The sequence below is a fragment of the Rhizobium sp. 21-4511-3d genome, assembly GCF_053522545.1.
The window spans coordinates 84,255-101,491 of sequence record NZ_JBNWCF010000016.1; the positions used below are offsets into that span (position 1 = coordinate 84,255).

The following is a 17,237-nucleotide window of genomic DNA, read 5'->3' on the forward strand; positions in this document are numbered from 1 at the left end:
CGTGAAATGTCTTCCAGGATGCCCGGGCGGAGCGAAGCATCCTGGAAGACGACCGGCCCGGTGTCCGGTTGCCGGGCCGATGGCTTTAATCGGAGAGATCGACCGTATCGAACTGGAAGGCGCCGAGCGGACTCTGGACGAAACCGACCACATTCTTGCGCATCGGCACGACCGCGAGCGAATGGTCCAGCGTGTCCCAGGGCGCTTCGCGCTTGAAGAGGGCTTGCGCCTCCTCATAGAGCTTGGTGCGGGCGGCGGTGTCGGTGGTTTCCTTCGCCTTGATCACCAGCGCATCGAAGTCCTTGTTGCACCACTGCGCCCAGTTATTGCCGCCGACGGCATCGCAGCTCAGCATCGCACCCAAGAAATTGTCCGGGTCGCCATTGTCGCCGGTCCAGCCGAGGATGACGGCGCCGTCGCGATCCTTCGCCTTGACCCGCTTAAGATACTCGGCCCATTCGTAGGTGACGATCTCCGTCTTGACGCCGATGGCAGCGAGGTCCGACTGCATCAGCTCGGCTGCGCGCCGCGCGTTTAGCATGTAGGGCCGCGAGACCGGCATCGCCCAGATCTTCATCGACAGATCCTTGACACCGGCAGCCTCGAGCGCCGCCTTTGCCGCCTTGGGATCATAGGGATCGTCCTTGATGGCATTGTTATAGGACCACATGCCCGGCGGGATCGGGTTCTTGGCGACCGTCGCCGCCCCCTGGAACACCGCATCGACGATCGCCTGCTTGTTGATCGCCATGTTGAGCGCCCGGCGGACCTCCGGTTTGTCGAACGGCGCCTGCATCGTGTTGTAGGCAAGGAAGGAGACATTCAAGCCGGCGAGCTCGGAGACCTTGAGATCGGGATTGGCTTTCATCGCCGCGACATCGACCGAGTTCGGATAGGACATCAGATTACATTCGCCTGCGGTCAGCCGCTGATAGCGCTGCGTGGCATCGGGCGTAATGGCAAAGACCAGATCGTCGATCTTCGGCTTGCCTGCCCAATATCCGGCATTGGCCTTGTAGCGGATGACGGCATCCTGCTGGTAGCTGACGAGGCCGAAGGGGCCGGTGCCGACGGGCAGCTGGTTCATCTGCGCCATCTTGCCATCGGCCTGCAGCTTGTCGGCATATTCCTTCGACAGGATCGAGGCGAAAGGCGTGGCGATATTGGCGATGAACGGCGCTTCCTTGCGCTTCAGGACAAAGCGCACCGTCATGTCGTCGACCTTGTCGATCGACTGGATCAGATCGCCCATCCCCAGCGCGTCGAAATATTCCCAGGTGGCGGCGCCGGTGTATTGATGCCAGGGATTGTCGGCCTTCCACTGGCGCACGAAGGAGAAGATCACGTCGTCGGCATTCATGTCGCGTGTCGGCGTGAAATAGTCCGTCGTCTGGAATTTCACGTTCGGGCGCAGCTTGAACGTATATTGCAGCCCGTCATCCGACACCTGATAGCTCTCTGCGAGAGCCGGAATGACCTCGGTCGTTCCCTTCTTGAACTCGACGAGCCTGTCAAAGATCGTCTGCCCGACGGCATCATAGGTGGTGCCGCTGGTGCTCAGTGCCGGATCGAAGCCGGAAGGCGAGGCCTCCGAACAGTAGACGAAGGTTTTTGCGCTCGCACTCGTGGCCCAAGCCGGCGCGAGCACAATCGCTGCGGCCAAGGCTATTTTCTGAAACATCGAAGTCTCCCAGTCGTCAGTGAGTTGGGTTTTGTTATCCACTGCCTGCTTCCGGCGTGATCCAGGCCCGGCTTTGCCTGGTCACGCCGGCTTCCCGCTTTATGCTTGTTGCCGGACAGGCTCCGCCCCCGGAGCCTGCAGTCTCTCAGAGGTCGTCGACGACGGCCGCGAGCGCTTCCAGAGAAGCCGCCCCGAACAGCCGCGAACGGCGCGGCGACCAGCCGTTCCGCTCGTCGGGATGGAAGATGTCGTCGAGGAAGGGCAGCTCGATGATGAAGGAGACGCAGCCGAAGGTTTCCGCCGTCCAGGAGATCGCCATGGCGAGCGGATCAGTGCCGGGCGCATGGTCGTAGTTCGGCTTCGGCAGGTCGGGCGTGTAGTTCGGCGAGGCGACGAGCAAGGCATCCTCGAAACGCTTCAAGAGGGTCGCCTGCTTGTTCGACCAGGACGGCACACCGACTGGCCGTACCGGCCAGGGATGATGATTGCTTTCATCGCCATGGATGTCGTAGCAGAAATGCACGCCGGTCTGGCGCATCCGCTCGCGCACGAACCAGGTCTCCGGGCTTTCCTCGACTGTCGTCGTGCTCCAGGAACGGTTGAGATCGACATAGCCGGCATTGTAGCGATGGAAGCCCTTGATGCTGCCGTCCGGGTTCATGTTCGGAACCACGTAGAAGACGGCGCGCTCAAGCAGCGACTGCGACAGGGGGTCGGCGGCATCGATCAGCCGGTCGAGAAGCGCCTCGGCGGCAAACTCGGTCATCGACTCGCCGGGATGCTGGCGCGCCAGCACCCAGCAGGACTTCTTGCCCGGGCCGGGCTTGCCGACGGTGACGAGATCGATGCTGCGCCCCTCGAGCGTCTTGCCGAGGCTCTCGACCTTTGCCAGCGGGCTCGCCGCGCAGCGTTCGATCAGCGAGAAGCGCTCCGTCTCGGTATAGGGCGCATGATAGGCGTAGGAGACGCGGTCCTGCTCCGGCCGGTGGCTCCATTTCAATGAGGAGCCGTCGAATGTCGCGGGAATACGGAACCAGTCCTTGCGGTCATAGGAGGCGACGATCCGGTAGTCCTTGAAGCCGCGCGACCAGCGGCTCTTGCCGGCATCCTCCAGCGTATAGTGACAGTCCCTGCCCTTTGCGCCGGTGGCGGCGAAATAGAAGCCCATGAACTCGTCGGATCCTTCACGGTCGGGAAGGATCGCCAGCCGCATCGCCGCCCAATCGCTTTCGTCGATGACCTTGATGCGCCCGGAATCGAAATTACTGCTGATTTTACTCATCGCTCAACACTACTCCGCAGTTGCCGTGACTTGCCGGCCGACCTGTTCTGCGAAGCGGGCGACCGGATGCTGGTGTTAGCCCATCATGTCTTCGACCGGTTCCTCTCGCGCGGTGCCGGTCTGATCGAGGTGATCCCGGCCTCGCTGGTCAGGGCCTCGTAGCGGGCCGAGATGACGGAGGTCAGTGTCTGGAGGTGGCGTTCAAAATAGGCCTCCTCCTTGTGGAACAGCCGCTCCAGGCTGAGGCCGCGAATGGCGATGAGCGTGAACTCCAGGAGTTCGAAGATCTCCCTCTTGTTCTTGCCCATGTCGACATGCTCTTCGAGCCAGCGGTAGCGGACTTCGCGGATCGCTTCCATGCGGTCCGAAACGGTGCTTGGCCGTACCTCGGCCTCGGCGCGCGTGCCGATCAGGATTTCCCAGATCGCCCAATATTCCGGATCACCGTAGACGCCCCAGAAATAGCGCACCAGCTTGCCGACATTCAGCCGCCCGTGGGCTGCGAGGTTCTTCTGCTTGGTAAAGTCGTCGAGCACCCGTTCTGCAAGGTGATCATAGACCGTGAACAGCAGTTCGAACTTGGTCGGGAAATGGTGGTGCAGCGCACCTGTCGTCAGCCCCGCCTCCTTGGCGACGTTGGCGGTCGTCAATCCCGAGAAGCCGATCTTGTGCAGCAGCGTCGTTGCCGCGCGGATCAGCTGCACCCGCGTTTCCGCGCTGCGGTCTGCCTGGGTACGTCTGACTTGGCGGGGCTGATCGGTCATGAGGCGATATAAATACATATCAGTCGGAATGTAAATACATACTAGTCGGAATGTAAGTTGAACTTTCAAGACCGCCGGGACAACCGGAAATCACCGGGTCAGCCGACCAAAGCGGGCGCCCGCCCGCTGGCACGCGTCCCTTCGATCGAGAGCCTTAATGAGGACGGGTGAGGAAAGAGCCATAGCTCCGCCACGCCGAGCCTGGCGGCGGCCTTCAGACTGGCAGGTGCGAATGCCCAGGCTCAGAAATAGATCGACATCAACAGGTCCTGGTCGAAATCGCCGAAACCCTTGCCGAAGATGTTCATGCCGCCGGGATTGTCTGCTTTCTCGTCGATGCCGATGCGGAAGCGGATCGAGTGGTGGTCGGCGATGCCGAGCGAGGCGATGGTCTGGGTCGAGACCATGGCGCCGTCGATCCAGGTGCCGGTTTCGTCGATCGTCCAGGTCTTCAGCTTGCCGTATTGCGAACCCGAGAGCTTCCACCAGGCGGGCGAATACATGCCGCGGCGGTCGCCGAAATCGCCCGGCGAGGTCCAGTGGCCGGCCTTGATTCCGTTTATCCAGATCGAGATGTCGGATGGCCAGTTGGCATTGGTCGCGGGCGTTTCCGAGCTGAGTTCGGCGGAGAATTCGACCTTGCGGATCTTCTTGCCGGACACCTTGGCATTGTTCGGGAACTTGTATTCGACATAGCCGCGGGTGAACCACAGCAAGGCCGCCTGCATGCGCTGCGGGTCGAGGAAGACCTCCTGCACATCGAGCATGCCGATGACATTGTTGACGGAACAGAGGCCGCAGGGCGCGCCCACCTCGAACTCGGTAAAGAGGCCGATCGGCATGCTGACGGTGACGACGTCTTCGCTTGCCTTGGTGCCACTGCTGTCGAAGCGGATCAGGATCTCGTCATAGATGCTGGAGCAGACCTTCTGGTTTCCCTTCGTCGCCTTCATCGTCTGGGTCTGGATGAGACCCGCCTGCTCGAGCGACTTCAAATTCGTCGCCGTCGTCGACTGCGGCAAGCCCATCTGTGCCGCGATGTCGTTGACATTCAGCGGCCCCTTCTGGCGCAGCAGGTTGAGGATTTCGATGCGCGTCGGAGAACCGAGTGCCTGGACGACATCGGCGTCCCTCATCGGATCGACGGTTAGAAGCTTCGTCTCCATATTATAATACTGGTTCTCCAGTCTTTCTTGTTGGTTTCAGCTGATATCATGGGCGCATGCACTGTGTCGCTGCTCAAATTTTACTAGGGGCCGGTCCGCGCCTCGGGAGAACTCTCGCGGACCGGCAGGGGCCTTCTCACCTCGGCCCGGAAGCAAAGTCTCATGCACGTCACCCCTTGATGCCGGACGACAGCATCAGCGCCTGCGTCACCCGCTTCTGGAACAGCAGATAGGCAACGGCCACCGGCATCGCGGCGAGAATGGCGACCGCCATGTCGCGCGCATATTTGACGCCGAAGGCATCACGGGTCTGCGTGATGCCGACCGTGATCGTCATCATGTCATCGGAGTTGGTGACGAGGAACGGCCAGAGGAAGGCATTCCAGGCCATGATGTAGGTGATGATCGCCAGCGCCGTCGTGATCCCCCAGTTCAGGGGCAGATAGAGCTTGAAGAGGATCTGGAACTCGCCGCAGCCATCGAGCTTGGCAGCTTCGCGCAGCTCCTTCGGCACGGAATCGAAGAACTGCTTGTAGACGATGACGACGACAGGGACGATCAGCTGCGGCAGGATGATGCCGCCCCAGGTGTTGATCAGGTTCAGCTTGTGCATCAGCACGAACTGCGAAATCACCAGCGCCTGCGAGGGCACCATGAAGCTCGCCAGGATGATGCCGTAAAGCAGCTTGCGGCCCGGAAAGACGATCTGCGACAGCGCATAGGCGCACATCACGCTGATCAGGATGACGACGATGGTCACCGTCACCGATGTCACGATCGAATTCAGGTACCAGGTCGAGAGCTTGGTCTCGAACAGCGCGTAATAGTAGCCCGAGAAGTTCAGGACGTCGGGGATGAAGGTCGTCTTCGCCACGACCTCCTGTTCCGGCTTGATCGAGGTGATGACCGCCCAATAGATCGGGAAGGCCCACATGCAGGCAATCAAAAGCGTCAGGACGAGAAGCAGCGCATTGCCGATTGTCTTGCCGGGCATCTCAGCGCTCCCTTACACGCAGCAGCTGGTACTGCAGCACCGACACGACGACGATGATCATGAACAGGATCACCGCGACGGCCGAGCCCGTGCCGCCATGGTTCGAACGGAAGGCTTCGCGATAGACGAGTTGCAGGAGGACGTAGGTCGAATTGAATGGCCCGCCCTCGGTCAGCAGGTAGACCTGGTCGAAGATCTTCAGCTGCAGGATCAGCTGCAGCGTCAGCACCAGCGCCGTGACCGGCCATATCAGCGGCCAGGTGATGCGCTTGAAGCACTGCCAGCGCGTCGCGCCGTCGAGCATCGCCGCCTCGTAATAATCGTTCGGGATGTTGCGGAGACCGGCGATGAAGAGCAACAGGTTGAAGCCGTTGGTCCACCAGACGGTCACCAGCGCCACCATCGGCATGGCCCAGATCGGATCGCGAAAGACGCTGACGCGCTTGCCGGTGGCGGCCTCGATGACGAATTGCGCGACGCCGAACTGCTGGTCGAGAACCCACTTCCAGATCTGCGTGACGACGGAAACGGGAAGGATATAGGGGATGAAGAAGAGCACCAACACCAGGCTCTGCACCCAGCCCTTGAGGCGCACGACCATCAGCGCCAAGCCGAGGCCGATCAGTGTGTTCGGGATGACAGTCAGCACGACGAAATAGCCGGTATTCCAGGCAGACGTATAGAAGAGCTTCTGGTGGAAGAGCTTCACGTAATTGTCGAAGCCCACCCACTGACCCTCGCCGACCAGCGGCGCATCGGTAAAGCTCAGCTCAAACATCTTGTAGACTGGATAGGCAAAGACGGTCACATAGGCGATCAGGAACGGTGCGATCATGGCGATCGCCGTCAGCGTCTTGCGTCTCTTCTCGGTATTGACCACAGATCATCTCCCACGGCGGAAGTGCTGGCCGGGGAAGACCCCGGCCAGCCGCTCGTTACTTCTGGCTTTCCAGCTCTTCGCGCATCTGGTCGATCGCGTCGGCCGGATCGAGCTGGCCGTTGAGGGCGGGAACCACGAAGTTCTGGGTCGCCTCGTAGATCGGGCCGGCAACGCCTGCGAGCTTGGAAACCGGGTCGAAGACGGCGGTGTCGGCAAGCTTCGCATAGGTGGCGTTCGGCTGCATGCCCTTGAACTCCTGGCTGTCGGTCACCGGCTTATAGGCGGGGATGTGACCGGCGCTGGCCCAGGAAATGCTGTGCTCGTTCATCCAGGCGATGATCTGCAGCACGGCCTTCAGCTTCTCGGGCGAGATCGGCTTGCTATCGCTGTTCGGCACGGCAAAGGAATGGGAGTCGGCCCAGGTGGCCTGCGTGCCCATCAGGTTCGGGATTTCGATCGCGCCCCATTCGAAGCCGAGTTCGCCCTTCTTGGCGAGGTCAGCCATGGTCGGCACTTCCCAGACGCCATTGACGTGCATCGCAGCCTTGCCCGAGGTGAAGAGCGCGATGGAAGCTTCATAGGAGATCAGCTTCGGCGAATAGCCTGTTGAAACCCAGTTTGCCATGGTCTGCAGCGCCTTGACGCCGGCGTCACCCGGAAGGATCTGGTCGCCATCCATGAACTTGGCGCCCTGCTGGGCGATCAGCGTATAGAAGACGCGCCACATCGAGCCGCCTTCATCGGTATGCAGCGACAGCGGATATTCGACCTTGCCGGTTGCCTTGATCTTCTCGAGCGCGGCATTGAAATTGTCGAGGCCGTCGAGGCCCTTCGGCAGGCCGTCGTCACCGAGCAGTCCGGCTTCCTTCAGGATGTTCTTGTTGTAATAGAGGACGATCGAGTGGACGTCGAAGGGGATGCCGTAGACCTTGTTGTCGAAGGTCGCCTGCTTCCAGGCCGCATCGACATAGTTTTCCTTCTTGATGCCGGCAGATGCCAGTTCCTCATCGCTGAAGGGGCGCAGGATGCCGGTCGGCACGGCCAGCGGATAGCGCGACATATGATAGGTCATGATATCGGGCTGCTGGCCGACGGCGGCCGCGGTCTGCACCTTGGTATAGAAAGGCACGCCCCATTCCAGCGTCGTGGCATTGATCTTGATGTCGGGGTGGGTGTCGTTGAATTCCTTGATCAGCGCCTTCATGCGAACGCCGTCGCCGCCGCTCAGGAAGTCCCACCAGGTAACGTCTGTCTGCGCGAATGCGGCCGCCGAGGGCAGCAATGCAATGGCCGCCGAAACGGCGAGTTTCACTAGCTTTCTCACGTTTGTTCCTCCTCTTAAACATGGGTTACGGGTCACCCCGGGTCGCGGGATGGCGCTTTCCGCGCGCCTCCTCCAAGGGTTGCGGATCACATTTCTGCATTCATGCTCCGGCCGCCGATCCCCTCGGCGGCCATCCGTCAGCTGAGCCTTCTGCCTTCGGCATCGAAAGCCAGCATTTCAGGCACTCTCAGCGAGAGGCTGATCCTCTCCTTCGGCTGAGGCCTGCTTTCGCGGCACTCGACCGTCATTTCCGCACCGGTTGCCGTCAGCACATGCAGATAGCCGGTGCCGCCCAGCTCCTCGGTAAATTCAGCCGTCACCGGCAGCGTCACGCCGCCCTCTCCGGCGCCGAGGCCGATATGTTCGGGGCGAACGCCGACATGAACGGGCGCGCCGGTGTCGACGGGCGCCCGCGTCGGCAGGTCGAAGGGCTGGCCAGGTGCATCGTCGAGTTCGATACGGGCCGAGCCCTGCCCTGCCGCGACAACCTTGCCCTTCAGGAAATTCATGCCCGGCGAGCCGATGAAGCCGGCCACGAACATGTTCTGCGGATCGCGGTAGAGATCGAGCGGCGCGCCGACCTGCTGGACGACGCCGTCTTTCAGCACGACGATCTTGTCGGCCAGCGTCATCGCCTCCACCTGGTCATGCGTGACATAGACCATCGTCGCGCCGATCTGCCGGTGCAGGCGGGCAATCTCCATGCGCATTTTCACGCGCAGTTCGGCATCGAGATTGGAGAGCGGTTCGTCGAACAGGAAGACGCGCGGCTCGCGCACGATGGCACGGCCGATCGCCACGCGCTGGCGCTGGCCGCCGGAAAGCTGGCTTGGCTTGTGCTGCAAATAGTCGGTCAACCGCAGGATATCGGCCGCCGCCTTCACCTTCTGCTGAATCTCCGCTTTCGGCCGCTTGGCGATCGACAGGCTGAAGGCCATGTTCTCGAAGACCGAGAGATGCGGGTAGAGCGCGTAGGACTGGAAGACCATCGCCACACCGCGCTTCGACGCCTCGCGATGCGTCACGTCCTCGTTCTCGATGCTGATCTGGCCGCCGCTCGTTTCCTCGAGCCCGGCGATCATCCTGAGAAGCGTCGACTTTCCGCAGCCGGACGGGCCGACGAAGACGGCGAACTCGCCCTGCTTGATCTCGATATCGACGCCGTGGATGACCTTGAAGGCTCCGAACGACTTGCTGACCTCGGTCAGTTTGATCCCAGACATATGTCCTCCCGGTTGGAACTCCCATCGGGGCAGCCTCCTCCGCTGCCCCGGTGGCAATCAGTTCACGCCGAAGCGACAGAGAGCAGGATGAAATGGTAGGACTTCGCCGGCAGCGAGCCCGTGAGCTTGCCTTCATCGGTGATCTGCAGCCCGGAACCCGCCTTGGGAACGATGCGGTTCTGGTCTTCAACCGAGTTGCGCGCCTTCAGATCATCGCCGGCCATCGTGTGATGCTGGAGGATCTTCGCGCCCTTGAAGCCCTGGAGATCGAGGTCGATATCCATCGCCTCGTCGAGGCTGCGGTTGATCGCAAAGACCGCGATCGACTTGCCGTCCTCATGCAGGACCGCCGAGAGGTCGAGATAGGGAACGTCCTGCGCCACGTCGCAATCGTAGGTCGGGCCTGACGCAGAAACGGAGAGCGCCGTGCCGCGGCCGTATTTCGAGGCGAACTGCAGCGGATAGTAGATCGACTGGCGCCATGCCGGGCCGCCGGCCTTCGTCAGGATCGGCGCGATGACGTTGACCAGCTGCGCCATGCAGGCGATCTTGACGCGGTCGGAGCGGCGGATGAACACGTTGATCAGCGACGCCACGAAGATCGCGTCCTCGAGATTGTAGAGCTCTTCGAGCAGCGGCGGGGCCTCCGGCCAATCCCAATTCTTGTAGCGCTGGTCGTCTTCCTTGCGGTCGTGATACCAGACGTTCCATTCGTCGAAGCAAATCTTCACGTCTCGCTTCGAGCGCTTCTTCGCCTTGATGTAATCGATGACGCCGCCGATGGTGACGATGTAGCGGTCGAGCTCGATCGCCTTGGCATAGTAGTTAAGTGTGTCGTTTTCCTCGTTGCCGAAATACTTGTGCAGCGAGATGTAGTCGACGCTATCGTAGCTGGCATCGAGGACTGTTGCTTCCCATTCGGGATAGGACTTCATCTTGTCGTTGGACGAGCCGCAGACCACCGTTTCGAGCGTCTTGTCGAAATATTTGAAGGCCTTGGACACTTCGTTGGCGAGGTGGCCGTATTCGGCAGCCGTCTTGTGGCCGACCTGCCAGGGACCGTCGATCTCGTTGCCGAGGCACCAGATGCGGACATTGTGCGGATCCTTGTAGCCATGCTTGGCGCGAAGGTCGCTCCAGTAGGTGCCGCCGGGGTGGTTGCAATATTCGAGGAAGTTGCGGGCGTCGTTGAGGCCGCGCGAACCGAGGTTCATCGCCAGCATCATCTCGGTCTTGGCAAGCTTCGACCAGTCGGCGAATTCGTTGACGCCCATCTGGTTGGTTTCGCGGGTGCGCCAGGCCAGATCGAGGCGCGTCGGACGCTGGTCGCGCGGGCCGATGCCATCTTCCCAGTGATAGGCCGAAACGAAATTGCCGCCCGGATAGCGCACGATCGGCATATCGAGATCGCGCACCATATCAAGAACATCGGTACGGAAACCGTCCTTATCAGCCTTTTCGTGACCCGGCTCATAAATACCGGTGTAGACAGCACGGCCCATATGCTCGAGAAATGAGCCATAGACGCGCTTATCGACGGTCGAGATCGTGAATTCCCGGTTCAGGGTGGCTTTAGCCCGCATACTTGGTGTTCCTCGTTTATTGAATTTGATTTTTTGCCACGCTATTCTGGGAGATTTTTTAAATCAAGCTTTTGTTTTATATCAAAAAATCAGTTTTAGTTAGCACTCCAAAGCGATCTACAGCTCCATTTCAGCCGGCCAACTGTCGCACGAAAACGGTTGCATAGTTACGTTTTCAGTATCGCTTAAATTGAGACTTTCGTTACCAAGCTTTATCCATTTCGAATGGCGCATATTGCTGCGCGCCAAGGGCTATGCGAGGTTTCCCGCCTGACACCGTTCCCATCAATGGCAGGACCAGATCCAGATGCGTCACCTCAGCTGTTTGCGCCTCATCGCAGCAGTCGCCCTCGGCACCATTGCGGTCTCGAGCACTCCGGTCCTTGCGGAACAGCCCTCCCACCCGTGGCCGCAGACGCAGAGCGACATTCCCGCAGACCCGGATGTGCGCTTCGGGGTTCTGCCGAACGGCATGCGCTATGCGATCATGCACAACGCCACCCCGCCCGGGCAGGCGGCGATTCGCTTCCGCATCGGCTCGGGTTCGCTCGACGAAAGCGACGCCCAGCAGGGGCTGGCGCATTTTCTCGAGCATATGGCTTTCAAGGGCTCGGCCCATGTTCCCGAAGGCGAGATGGTTCGCATCCTGCAGCGCAAGGGACTGGCCTTCGGCCCCGATACCAACGCCAATACCGCCTATGACGAAACGGTCTACTCGCTCGATCTGCCGGAGGTCGACAGCGACACTCTCTCGACCGGCCTGATGCTGATGCGCGAAACCGCCAGCGAACTGACGCTCGATGCCGGCGCGTTCGATCGCGAGCGCGGCGTGATCCTGTCGGAAGAACGGCTGCGGGACACGCCGCAATATCGCGCGGCGATCGGCATCACCAACATCCTGCTTGAGGGACAGCGCGCCGCTTCGCGCTCGCCGATCGGCAAGGTCGGTATCATCAAGACGGCACCGGTCAATCGCGTCCGCGACTACTACAATGCCAATTACCGTCCGGACCGGGCGGCCCTGATGGTCGTCGGCGACGTCGATCCAGCCGCGCTGGAGGCCGATATCCGCAAGCGGTTCGGCGACTGGCAGGCTCACGGTGCGCCAGCACCTGCACCTGATCTCGGCGCCCTGAAGCCGAAGACGGAAACCGTCGATCTCCTGACCATCCCGAGCGGCATGACGAGCGCCCAGATCGTCTGGACGCGTCCTTTCGATGCCGCCCCGGACACCTATGCCAAACGGCGCCAGCAGATGGTGGAAGACCTTGGTCTTTCCGTGCTGCGGCGGCGCTTCTCGACGATCGCCAGCAAGCCCAACGCGCCCTTTACCGGCGCCAATGCCGGCTCGCAGGACATCCTGGAATCTGCCCACGCGGTGATGATCACCGCAAACAGCGATCCGGAAAAGTGGCAGGTTGCCCTGAGCAGCATCGAACAGGAGCAGCGCCGTCTCCTGCAGTTCGGCGTATCGCAGCAGGAGCTCGACCGCGAGGTCACCGAATATCGCGCCTACCTGCAATCAGCGGCCTCGGGTGCGGCGACGCGTACGAGCACCGATCTCGCCTCTTCGCTCGCCTACACTGTCGACAGCGACCAGGTCTTCACCTCACCGGCCGACGATCTCACGCTCTTCGAAAAGATGACGAAGGATATCAGCGCCAAGGAAGTCAACGACGCCCTGCCCACCACCTTTTCCGGCAACGGCCCGCAGGTCGTGCTGATGACGGCGGAGCCGCCGAAGGGCGGGACGGATGAGATCAAGAAGGCCTACGAAGCCTCTCGTGCGGTGACGGTCGCCGCCCCCGAAACTGCTGCAAATCTCGTCTGGCCCTATACCGATTTCGGCACGCCAGGCACGGTTGCCGAGCGGCGTGAGATCGGCGATCTCGACCTGACGATGGTGCGCTTTGCCAATGGCGTGCGCCGTCAAGCCCACCAAGCTGAGAGCCGACGAGGTTCTGGTGGGCGAGGATATCGGCTATGGCCGCAACAGCCTGCCGAAGGATCAGGCATCCGTGCTCTGGGCGTCGCCCGCCGTCGTCCTGTCGGGCGTGAAAGCCATGGATTACCCCGATATTCAGCGGGTGCTGGCTGCCAACATGTTCAACATCGACTTCTCGGTGGAGGACGGTGCGTTCCGGTTCAACGGTCAGACGCGGACCAGGGATCTCCTGATCCAGTTGCAGCTGATGACCGCCTATACGTCCGACCCGGCATACCGCCCGGAGGTCTTCGACCGCGTCAAGCAGGCCTATCTGAACGGGCTCAACCAATATGCCGCAACGCCCGGCGGCGTCATCAGCCGCGACTTTGCCGGATTGGTGCACGGCGGCGATCCACGCTGGACCTTCCCGGAACGAGCCGAGCTGGCCTCCTCGCAGCCGAGCGAATTCGAAAAACTCTTCAAGCCGGCGGTCACGACAGGGCCGATCAGCCTGACCGTCGTCGGCGACATCACGGCCGACGAAGCAATCGCCCTGACGGCGCGGACATTTGGTGCCTTGCCCGCCCGCGCCGACAGCACTCCGCATGACGAGACGGCGAGCTTCCCGGCTGCCCAGGCGGCGCCTGCGATCGGCACGCATACGGGACGGCCGGATAATGCCGCGGCGATCGTCGCTGCGCCAGTCGGCGACATGCTCTCCGATCTGCCGCGGTCCTTCACCGCAAATCTGACCTCGCAGGTCATCCAGAACCGGCTGATCGACCAGTTCCGCATCGCCGAGGGCGCGAGCTACAGCGTGCAGGCGGATGTCGATCTGTCGAAGGACATTCCGGGTTACGGCTATGCCTATATCTATGTCGACACCACGCCGGCGAAGCTGCCCCGCTTCTTCGAGCTTGTCGATCAGGTCTCGGCCGACCTGAAGGCAAATGACATTTCGGACGACGAGCTCGCCCGGGCCCGGGCGCCGATCATCGAAACCCTGAAACACCGCCAGCAGAGCAACGAATACTGGATCGAATATCTGCAGAACGCGCAGACGGATCCGCGTGGTCTCGATCGCGTGCGCGCCAATCTTACCGGCTACGACACGATCACGGCCAAGGACGTCCGCGCCTTCGCCAACGACTATCTCAAGCCGGAGAAATTCTGGAAGTTCGAGGTGCTGCCAGCGGCCGGCCAATAGCCGGCCGCACCGGCGGGGTCACAGCTTCAGCTCGGGATCCTGCCAGATCCGGAAGCCGCCCTTGAAGGCGTTTTCGTTGTCGCCGCGGCGGCAGTCCTCAGGCAGGTCCTTGATCTTGTCGACATTGCCGCCGCCGATGACGATGTAGTCGGGCTGCAGCGCCGCCTTCAGCCGGGCGGCGACATCGCCAACGGACTTGCGCCATTTCGTCTTGCCATGTGCCTCCAGCCCACGCAGGCCGACATAGTCCTCGAAGGTCTGCTTCTTCTTGTAGGGCAGATGCGCTAGCTCCATCGGCAGGCAGACCTTGTCGACGACCATCGCCGCGCCAAGGCCGGTGCCGAGACCGAGAAACAGCATGCGCCCGCCCTCATAGCTGCCGATCGCCTGCATCAGCGCGTCGTTGACGAGCTTCAGCGGCTTGCCGAAGGCCTTTTCGAAATCATAGTCCTTCCAGCCGGGCGCCAGGTTATGCGGATCGAGCGACGGCCGGTTATTTTCGATCGGGCCGGGATAGCCCATGCCGATCACGTCGAATTCCAGCCCCTTCGCCATTTCCTTGACGGCCTTGACCATCTTGTCCGGCGACATGTCCGGACCCGAGACCATCGCTCGCTTTTCGCCACCGGTGCTGAGGAGCACTTTCACATGCGAACCACCGAGATCGATGGCGAGGACCGTCTTCTGTGTGTTGGAGCTATCGGCGGGGGCGTCCATGGGAAAATCCTGCTTTGAAATTTCGCGTTGATAGGCCGGGGAGGGAGGAATTAGGTGGTGACAGCGATCTGGAAATCCCTGCCCTCCCAGTCGTTTCGGCCGGTCCAGAAGATCGTGAAGGAGATGACCGATCCAACGGCGATACCATCCGTCGGGAGGTCGGCGATCCAGGTACCTATCGATGTGTCTCGCGCCGTCACATCATGTACCGTCTTCCAGCCATCCGCCGACCAGTGGACATAAGCGGGCTCGAACAGCTCGAAGCGTAGCAGGCGCCCGACCGAAATGGTGTCGTAGGTCGAGTTGGTGCGCCAGATCCACGGCGCCGGCGCGGGCTTGCCCTTGACGTAGCGCGCCAATGTCTGAGGCGGCATGTCGAAGACGGCGCCGTCCTTCAGCGAGCGCAACAGCTTGATATGCTCGGCATGCGCCCAGACGAGCGGCATCGCACTGCCCGAGGGGCGGCCGAGGAACAGCTCCTTGTCGGCAATGTCGGCCTCGTCCCAGATCTGCTCCGGCAGCAGGCCGCCGGGGCTTGCAGATGCCTCCAGCGTCGCCAGCAGCCTGGTGGCCTCTTCGGTCCGTCCGGCCGCGATCTCGAAATGCGCCCGCTCGCCGGTCAGAAGCGGCCAGAGGCGGCCGATTCCTGCGCCATCGAAGGGCGAGCCGTCCTCCTTCTCGCCGTAGCCATCCTCGTTGTAGCGATACCAGTACGGGCCGGCCGGAAGATCGCGCTTCAGCAGCGCGTCGATCGCCTTCACCGTATTGACGATCCGTGGATCATCCGCCGCCCGCAGGCCGAAACGGACGAGCGCCAGTGCATCCGGGCTGACGAGCAGACCGGATTCCAGCGTCATTTCCGCATTGGTGCGGTTCTTGATCGGCACCAGCGCCGGCGAGCGCTTGTGTCCTTCGCCGGTGAAACTGCCGATCCGCATGTAGTAGCCGTGGATGCCGAGGCTTTTCGACAGCTCCGTGCCGGTCGCGTAGGTCCAGCTTTCGATCTGCTCGTTCCAGCTATCGGCGACTTCGCGCAGGTAGCGCGCCACATCCGTTTTGCCGGACGCATCCATGGCATCGGCGGCCGCAAGCAGCCCGGCGATCTCGACGGCAAGCGTGAAGGGCGAATAGCCGCCGTCCTCTTCCCACCGGTCCTGCTGGGTGCAGGGACCGTTCCGGACGATATAGCGGGCGGCAGCCCGGATCATCGCCGTGTAGCGGCCGGCATCGGCGGCGGCGATCACCTTTGCCCGCAGCAGCATATCGTAAAGCAGGATCGGGAAGGCGGTCTCGTCCATCTGGATGCCCTTCCAGTAGGGACGCCCGTCCAGCCAGGAATTCTGGACCCAGTGGCCATCGGCCTCCTGCGTCGCCACAAGATAATCGAGGACAGCAAGCGCATCCTTCTTGGCACCGGCGGCCAGCAGTCCGCCTGCCGTCTCCACGAGATCGCGCGTCCAGACCAGATGGTAGCCACCGAGATCATCGTCACCCTTCGCCGAACCCCAGGGGATCGACAGGCTGGCTATGATCGCGCCAGAGGCATCGTCGCGATGGGTGGCGAGGACAGCGGTGCTGACACGGTAGCGGTTGAGCTCACGCGGATCATGCGGCTCGTCGAGCGGCAGAAGCTTGCCCTGCCATTCCCGCCAGCCTGATTTGAATGTCTTCAGCGCCGGTTCGATCCCCTGCTGCAGGCTGAGCAGCACGCGGAAGGCAGCCTCCTCGGGCTGCGTTCCGAAACCGAGCGCAAGCAGGGCGCGCCCACCCGTCGCCGACAGGTCGATCGTACCCCCGAGCGCGACATTGCCGTCCTCGGCGCGCTGATAGTCCTCGCGCAGACCTTGGCCTCGCGACAAAGTCTGCCACGCATCGGAAAATCCGACGAAACCGACGGAGCGCGCAAGCCACGGCACCGACGAGGCAACCGCCAGCGAGCGGCCGGTACCGTAAGCAAAGAGCATCGGATGCCCCTTGAAATCGTCGTACCAGCCGGTGTTGTTGGCGCCGCCATTGACGAGATGCGGCGAGACGATCGCGTGCAGCTGATAATCCTGGAGATCACCGACCAGCGCTTCGAAATGGATGTCCTGCAGCAGGACTTCACGATCGGGATCGGCGAGGATCACCTTGGTGATCCGGTAACGGCCGTCTCTGGATGTGTTGGTCAGGCGAAAGGCGGGAACGCCGTCTTCAAGCGTTTCGACCAGATGATCGGCATCGCGCTTCTCTTCCGAGAAATAGTCCTTGGCTGTCACCACGAAGCCGAAATCGCGGATGCTCGCCTGGTCGAGGCGCGGCGCGTAGACCTCGTTGAGGATGCCGTGGCTGGCGGTGAACCAGAGATTGCCCGCCTCCCCGGCAGCGCGCCCGACGGCGGTCTTGTCGCTGGAGGTCCAGCGCGGCTCGATGCCCGGCGCGCCCGGAGGGGTGGATGGCTGCGACACTGACCTGATCCTCCGTCTTGGGCTTCGGCGCAGTGAAGATAG

General features: G+C 61.8%; 11 protein-coding genes and 1 pseudogene. 1 reads left to right on the plus strand and 11 read right to left on the minus strand.

Translation table 11 applies throughout. The annotated features are described in order from the left end of the window. Positions 1 to 85: 85 nt before the first annotated feature. The 9 genes from ACQZ5H_RS27545 to arfA all read right to left on the minus strand — a co-directional run bounded on the left by ACQZ5H_RS27545 (position 86) and on the right by arfA (position 10,897). Positions 86 to 1,681: an ABC transporter substrate-binding protein gene (locus ACQZ5H_RS27545; RefSeq protein ID WP_112718622.1), complete on the minus strand. Its 1,596-nt coding sequence runs from the start codon at positions 1,679 to 1,681 to the stop codon at positions 86 to 88. A gap of 145 nt (positions 1,682 to 1,826) precedes the next feature. Next, positions 1,827 to 2,963 carry a M14 family metallopeptidase gene (locus tag ACQZ5H_RS27550; protein WP_449099560.1) on the minus strand — a complete coding sequence of 379 codons (1,137 nt, stop codon included), beginning with the start codon at positions 2,961 to 2,963 and terminating at the stop codon, positions 1,827 to 1,829. An 83-nt stretch (positions 2,964 to 3,046) separates the two neighbouring features. Further along, complete coding sequence (locus ACQZ5H_RS27555; RefSeq protein WP_449099561.1) at positions 3,047 to 3,667, minus strand: TetR/AcrR family transcriptional regulator; 621 nt, start codon at positions 3,665 to 3,667, stop codon at positions 3,047 to 3,049. Between the two features lie 302 nt (positions 3,668 to 3,969). Beyond that, complete coding sequence (locus ACQZ5H_RS27560) at positions 3,970 to 4,893, minus strand: ArsR/SmtB family transcription factor (RefSeq protein WP_130280809.1); 924 nt, start codon at positions 4,891 to 4,893, stop codon at positions 3,970 to 3,972. Positions 4,894 to 5,062: 169 nt separating this feature from the next. Continuing rightward, positions 5,063 to 5,887 carry a carbohydrate ABC transporter permease gene (locus ACQZ5H_RS27565; RefSeq protein WP_112718630.1) on the minus strand — a complete coding sequence of 275 codons (825 nt, stop codon included), beginning with the start codon at positions 5,885 to 5,887 and terminating at the stop codon, positions 5,063 to 5,065. A gap of 1 nt (position 5,888) precedes the next feature. Continuing rightward, on the minus strand, positions 5,889 to 6,722 hold the full coding sequence (locus ACQZ5H_RS27570; protein ID WP_449099598.1) for a carbohydrate ABC transporter permease: 834 nt from the start codon (positions 6,720 to 6,722) through the stop codon (positions 5,889 to 5,891). A gap of 100 nt (positions 6,723 to 6,822) precedes the next feature. Next, positions 6,823 to 8,091, minus strand: a complete 1,269-nt coding sequence (locus ACQZ5H_RS27575) for an ABC transporter substrate-binding protein (RefSeq protein ID WP_449099562.1) — start codon at positions 8,089 to 8,091, stop codon at positions 6,823 to 6,825. A gap of 137 nt (positions 8,092 to 8,228) precedes the next feature. After that, on the minus strand, positions 8,229 to 9,314 hold the full coding sequence (locus ACQZ5H_RS27580; protein ID WP_449099563.1) for an ABC transporter ATP-binding protein: 1,086 nt from the start codon (positions 9,312 to 9,314) through the stop codon (positions 8,229 to 8,231). Positions 9,315 to 9,376: 62 nt separating this feature from the next. Further along, positions 9,377 to 10,897: an arabinosylfuranosidase ArfA gene (gene arfA, locus ACQZ5H_RS27585; protein WP_449099564.1), complete on the minus strand. Its 1,521-nt coding sequence runs from the start codon at positions 10,895 to 10,897 to the stop codon at positions 9,377 to 9,379. 307 nt (positions 10,898 to 11,204) lie between these two features. Here arfA and ACQZ5H_RS27590 point away from each other — a divergent pair. Beyond that, a pseudogene (locus tag ACQZ5H_RS27590) lies at positions 11,205 to 14,031 on the plus strand (M16 family metallopeptidase). Positions 14,032 to 14,049: 18 nt separating this feature from the next. On the opposite strand, the gene ACQZ5H_RS27595 reads toward ACQZ5H_RS27590, so the two are convergent. Both ACQZ5H_RS27595 and ACQZ5H_RS27600 read right to left on the minus strand, forming a co-directional pair. Then, positions 14,050 to 14,748, minus strand: coding sequence for an ROK family protein (locus ACQZ5H_RS27595; protein WP_130280802.1), 699 nt, complete (start codon positions 14,746 to 14,748; stop codon positions 14,050 to 14,052). Between the two features lie 50 nt (positions 14,749 to 14,798). Continuing rightward, positions 14,799 to 17,195, minus strand: a complete 2,397-nt coding sequence (locus tag ACQZ5H_RS27600; protein WP_449099565.1) for a glucan 1,4-alpha-glucosidase — start codon at positions 17,193 to 17,195, stop codon at positions 14,799 to 14,801. Positions 17,196 to 17,237 lie beyond the last annotated feature (42 nt).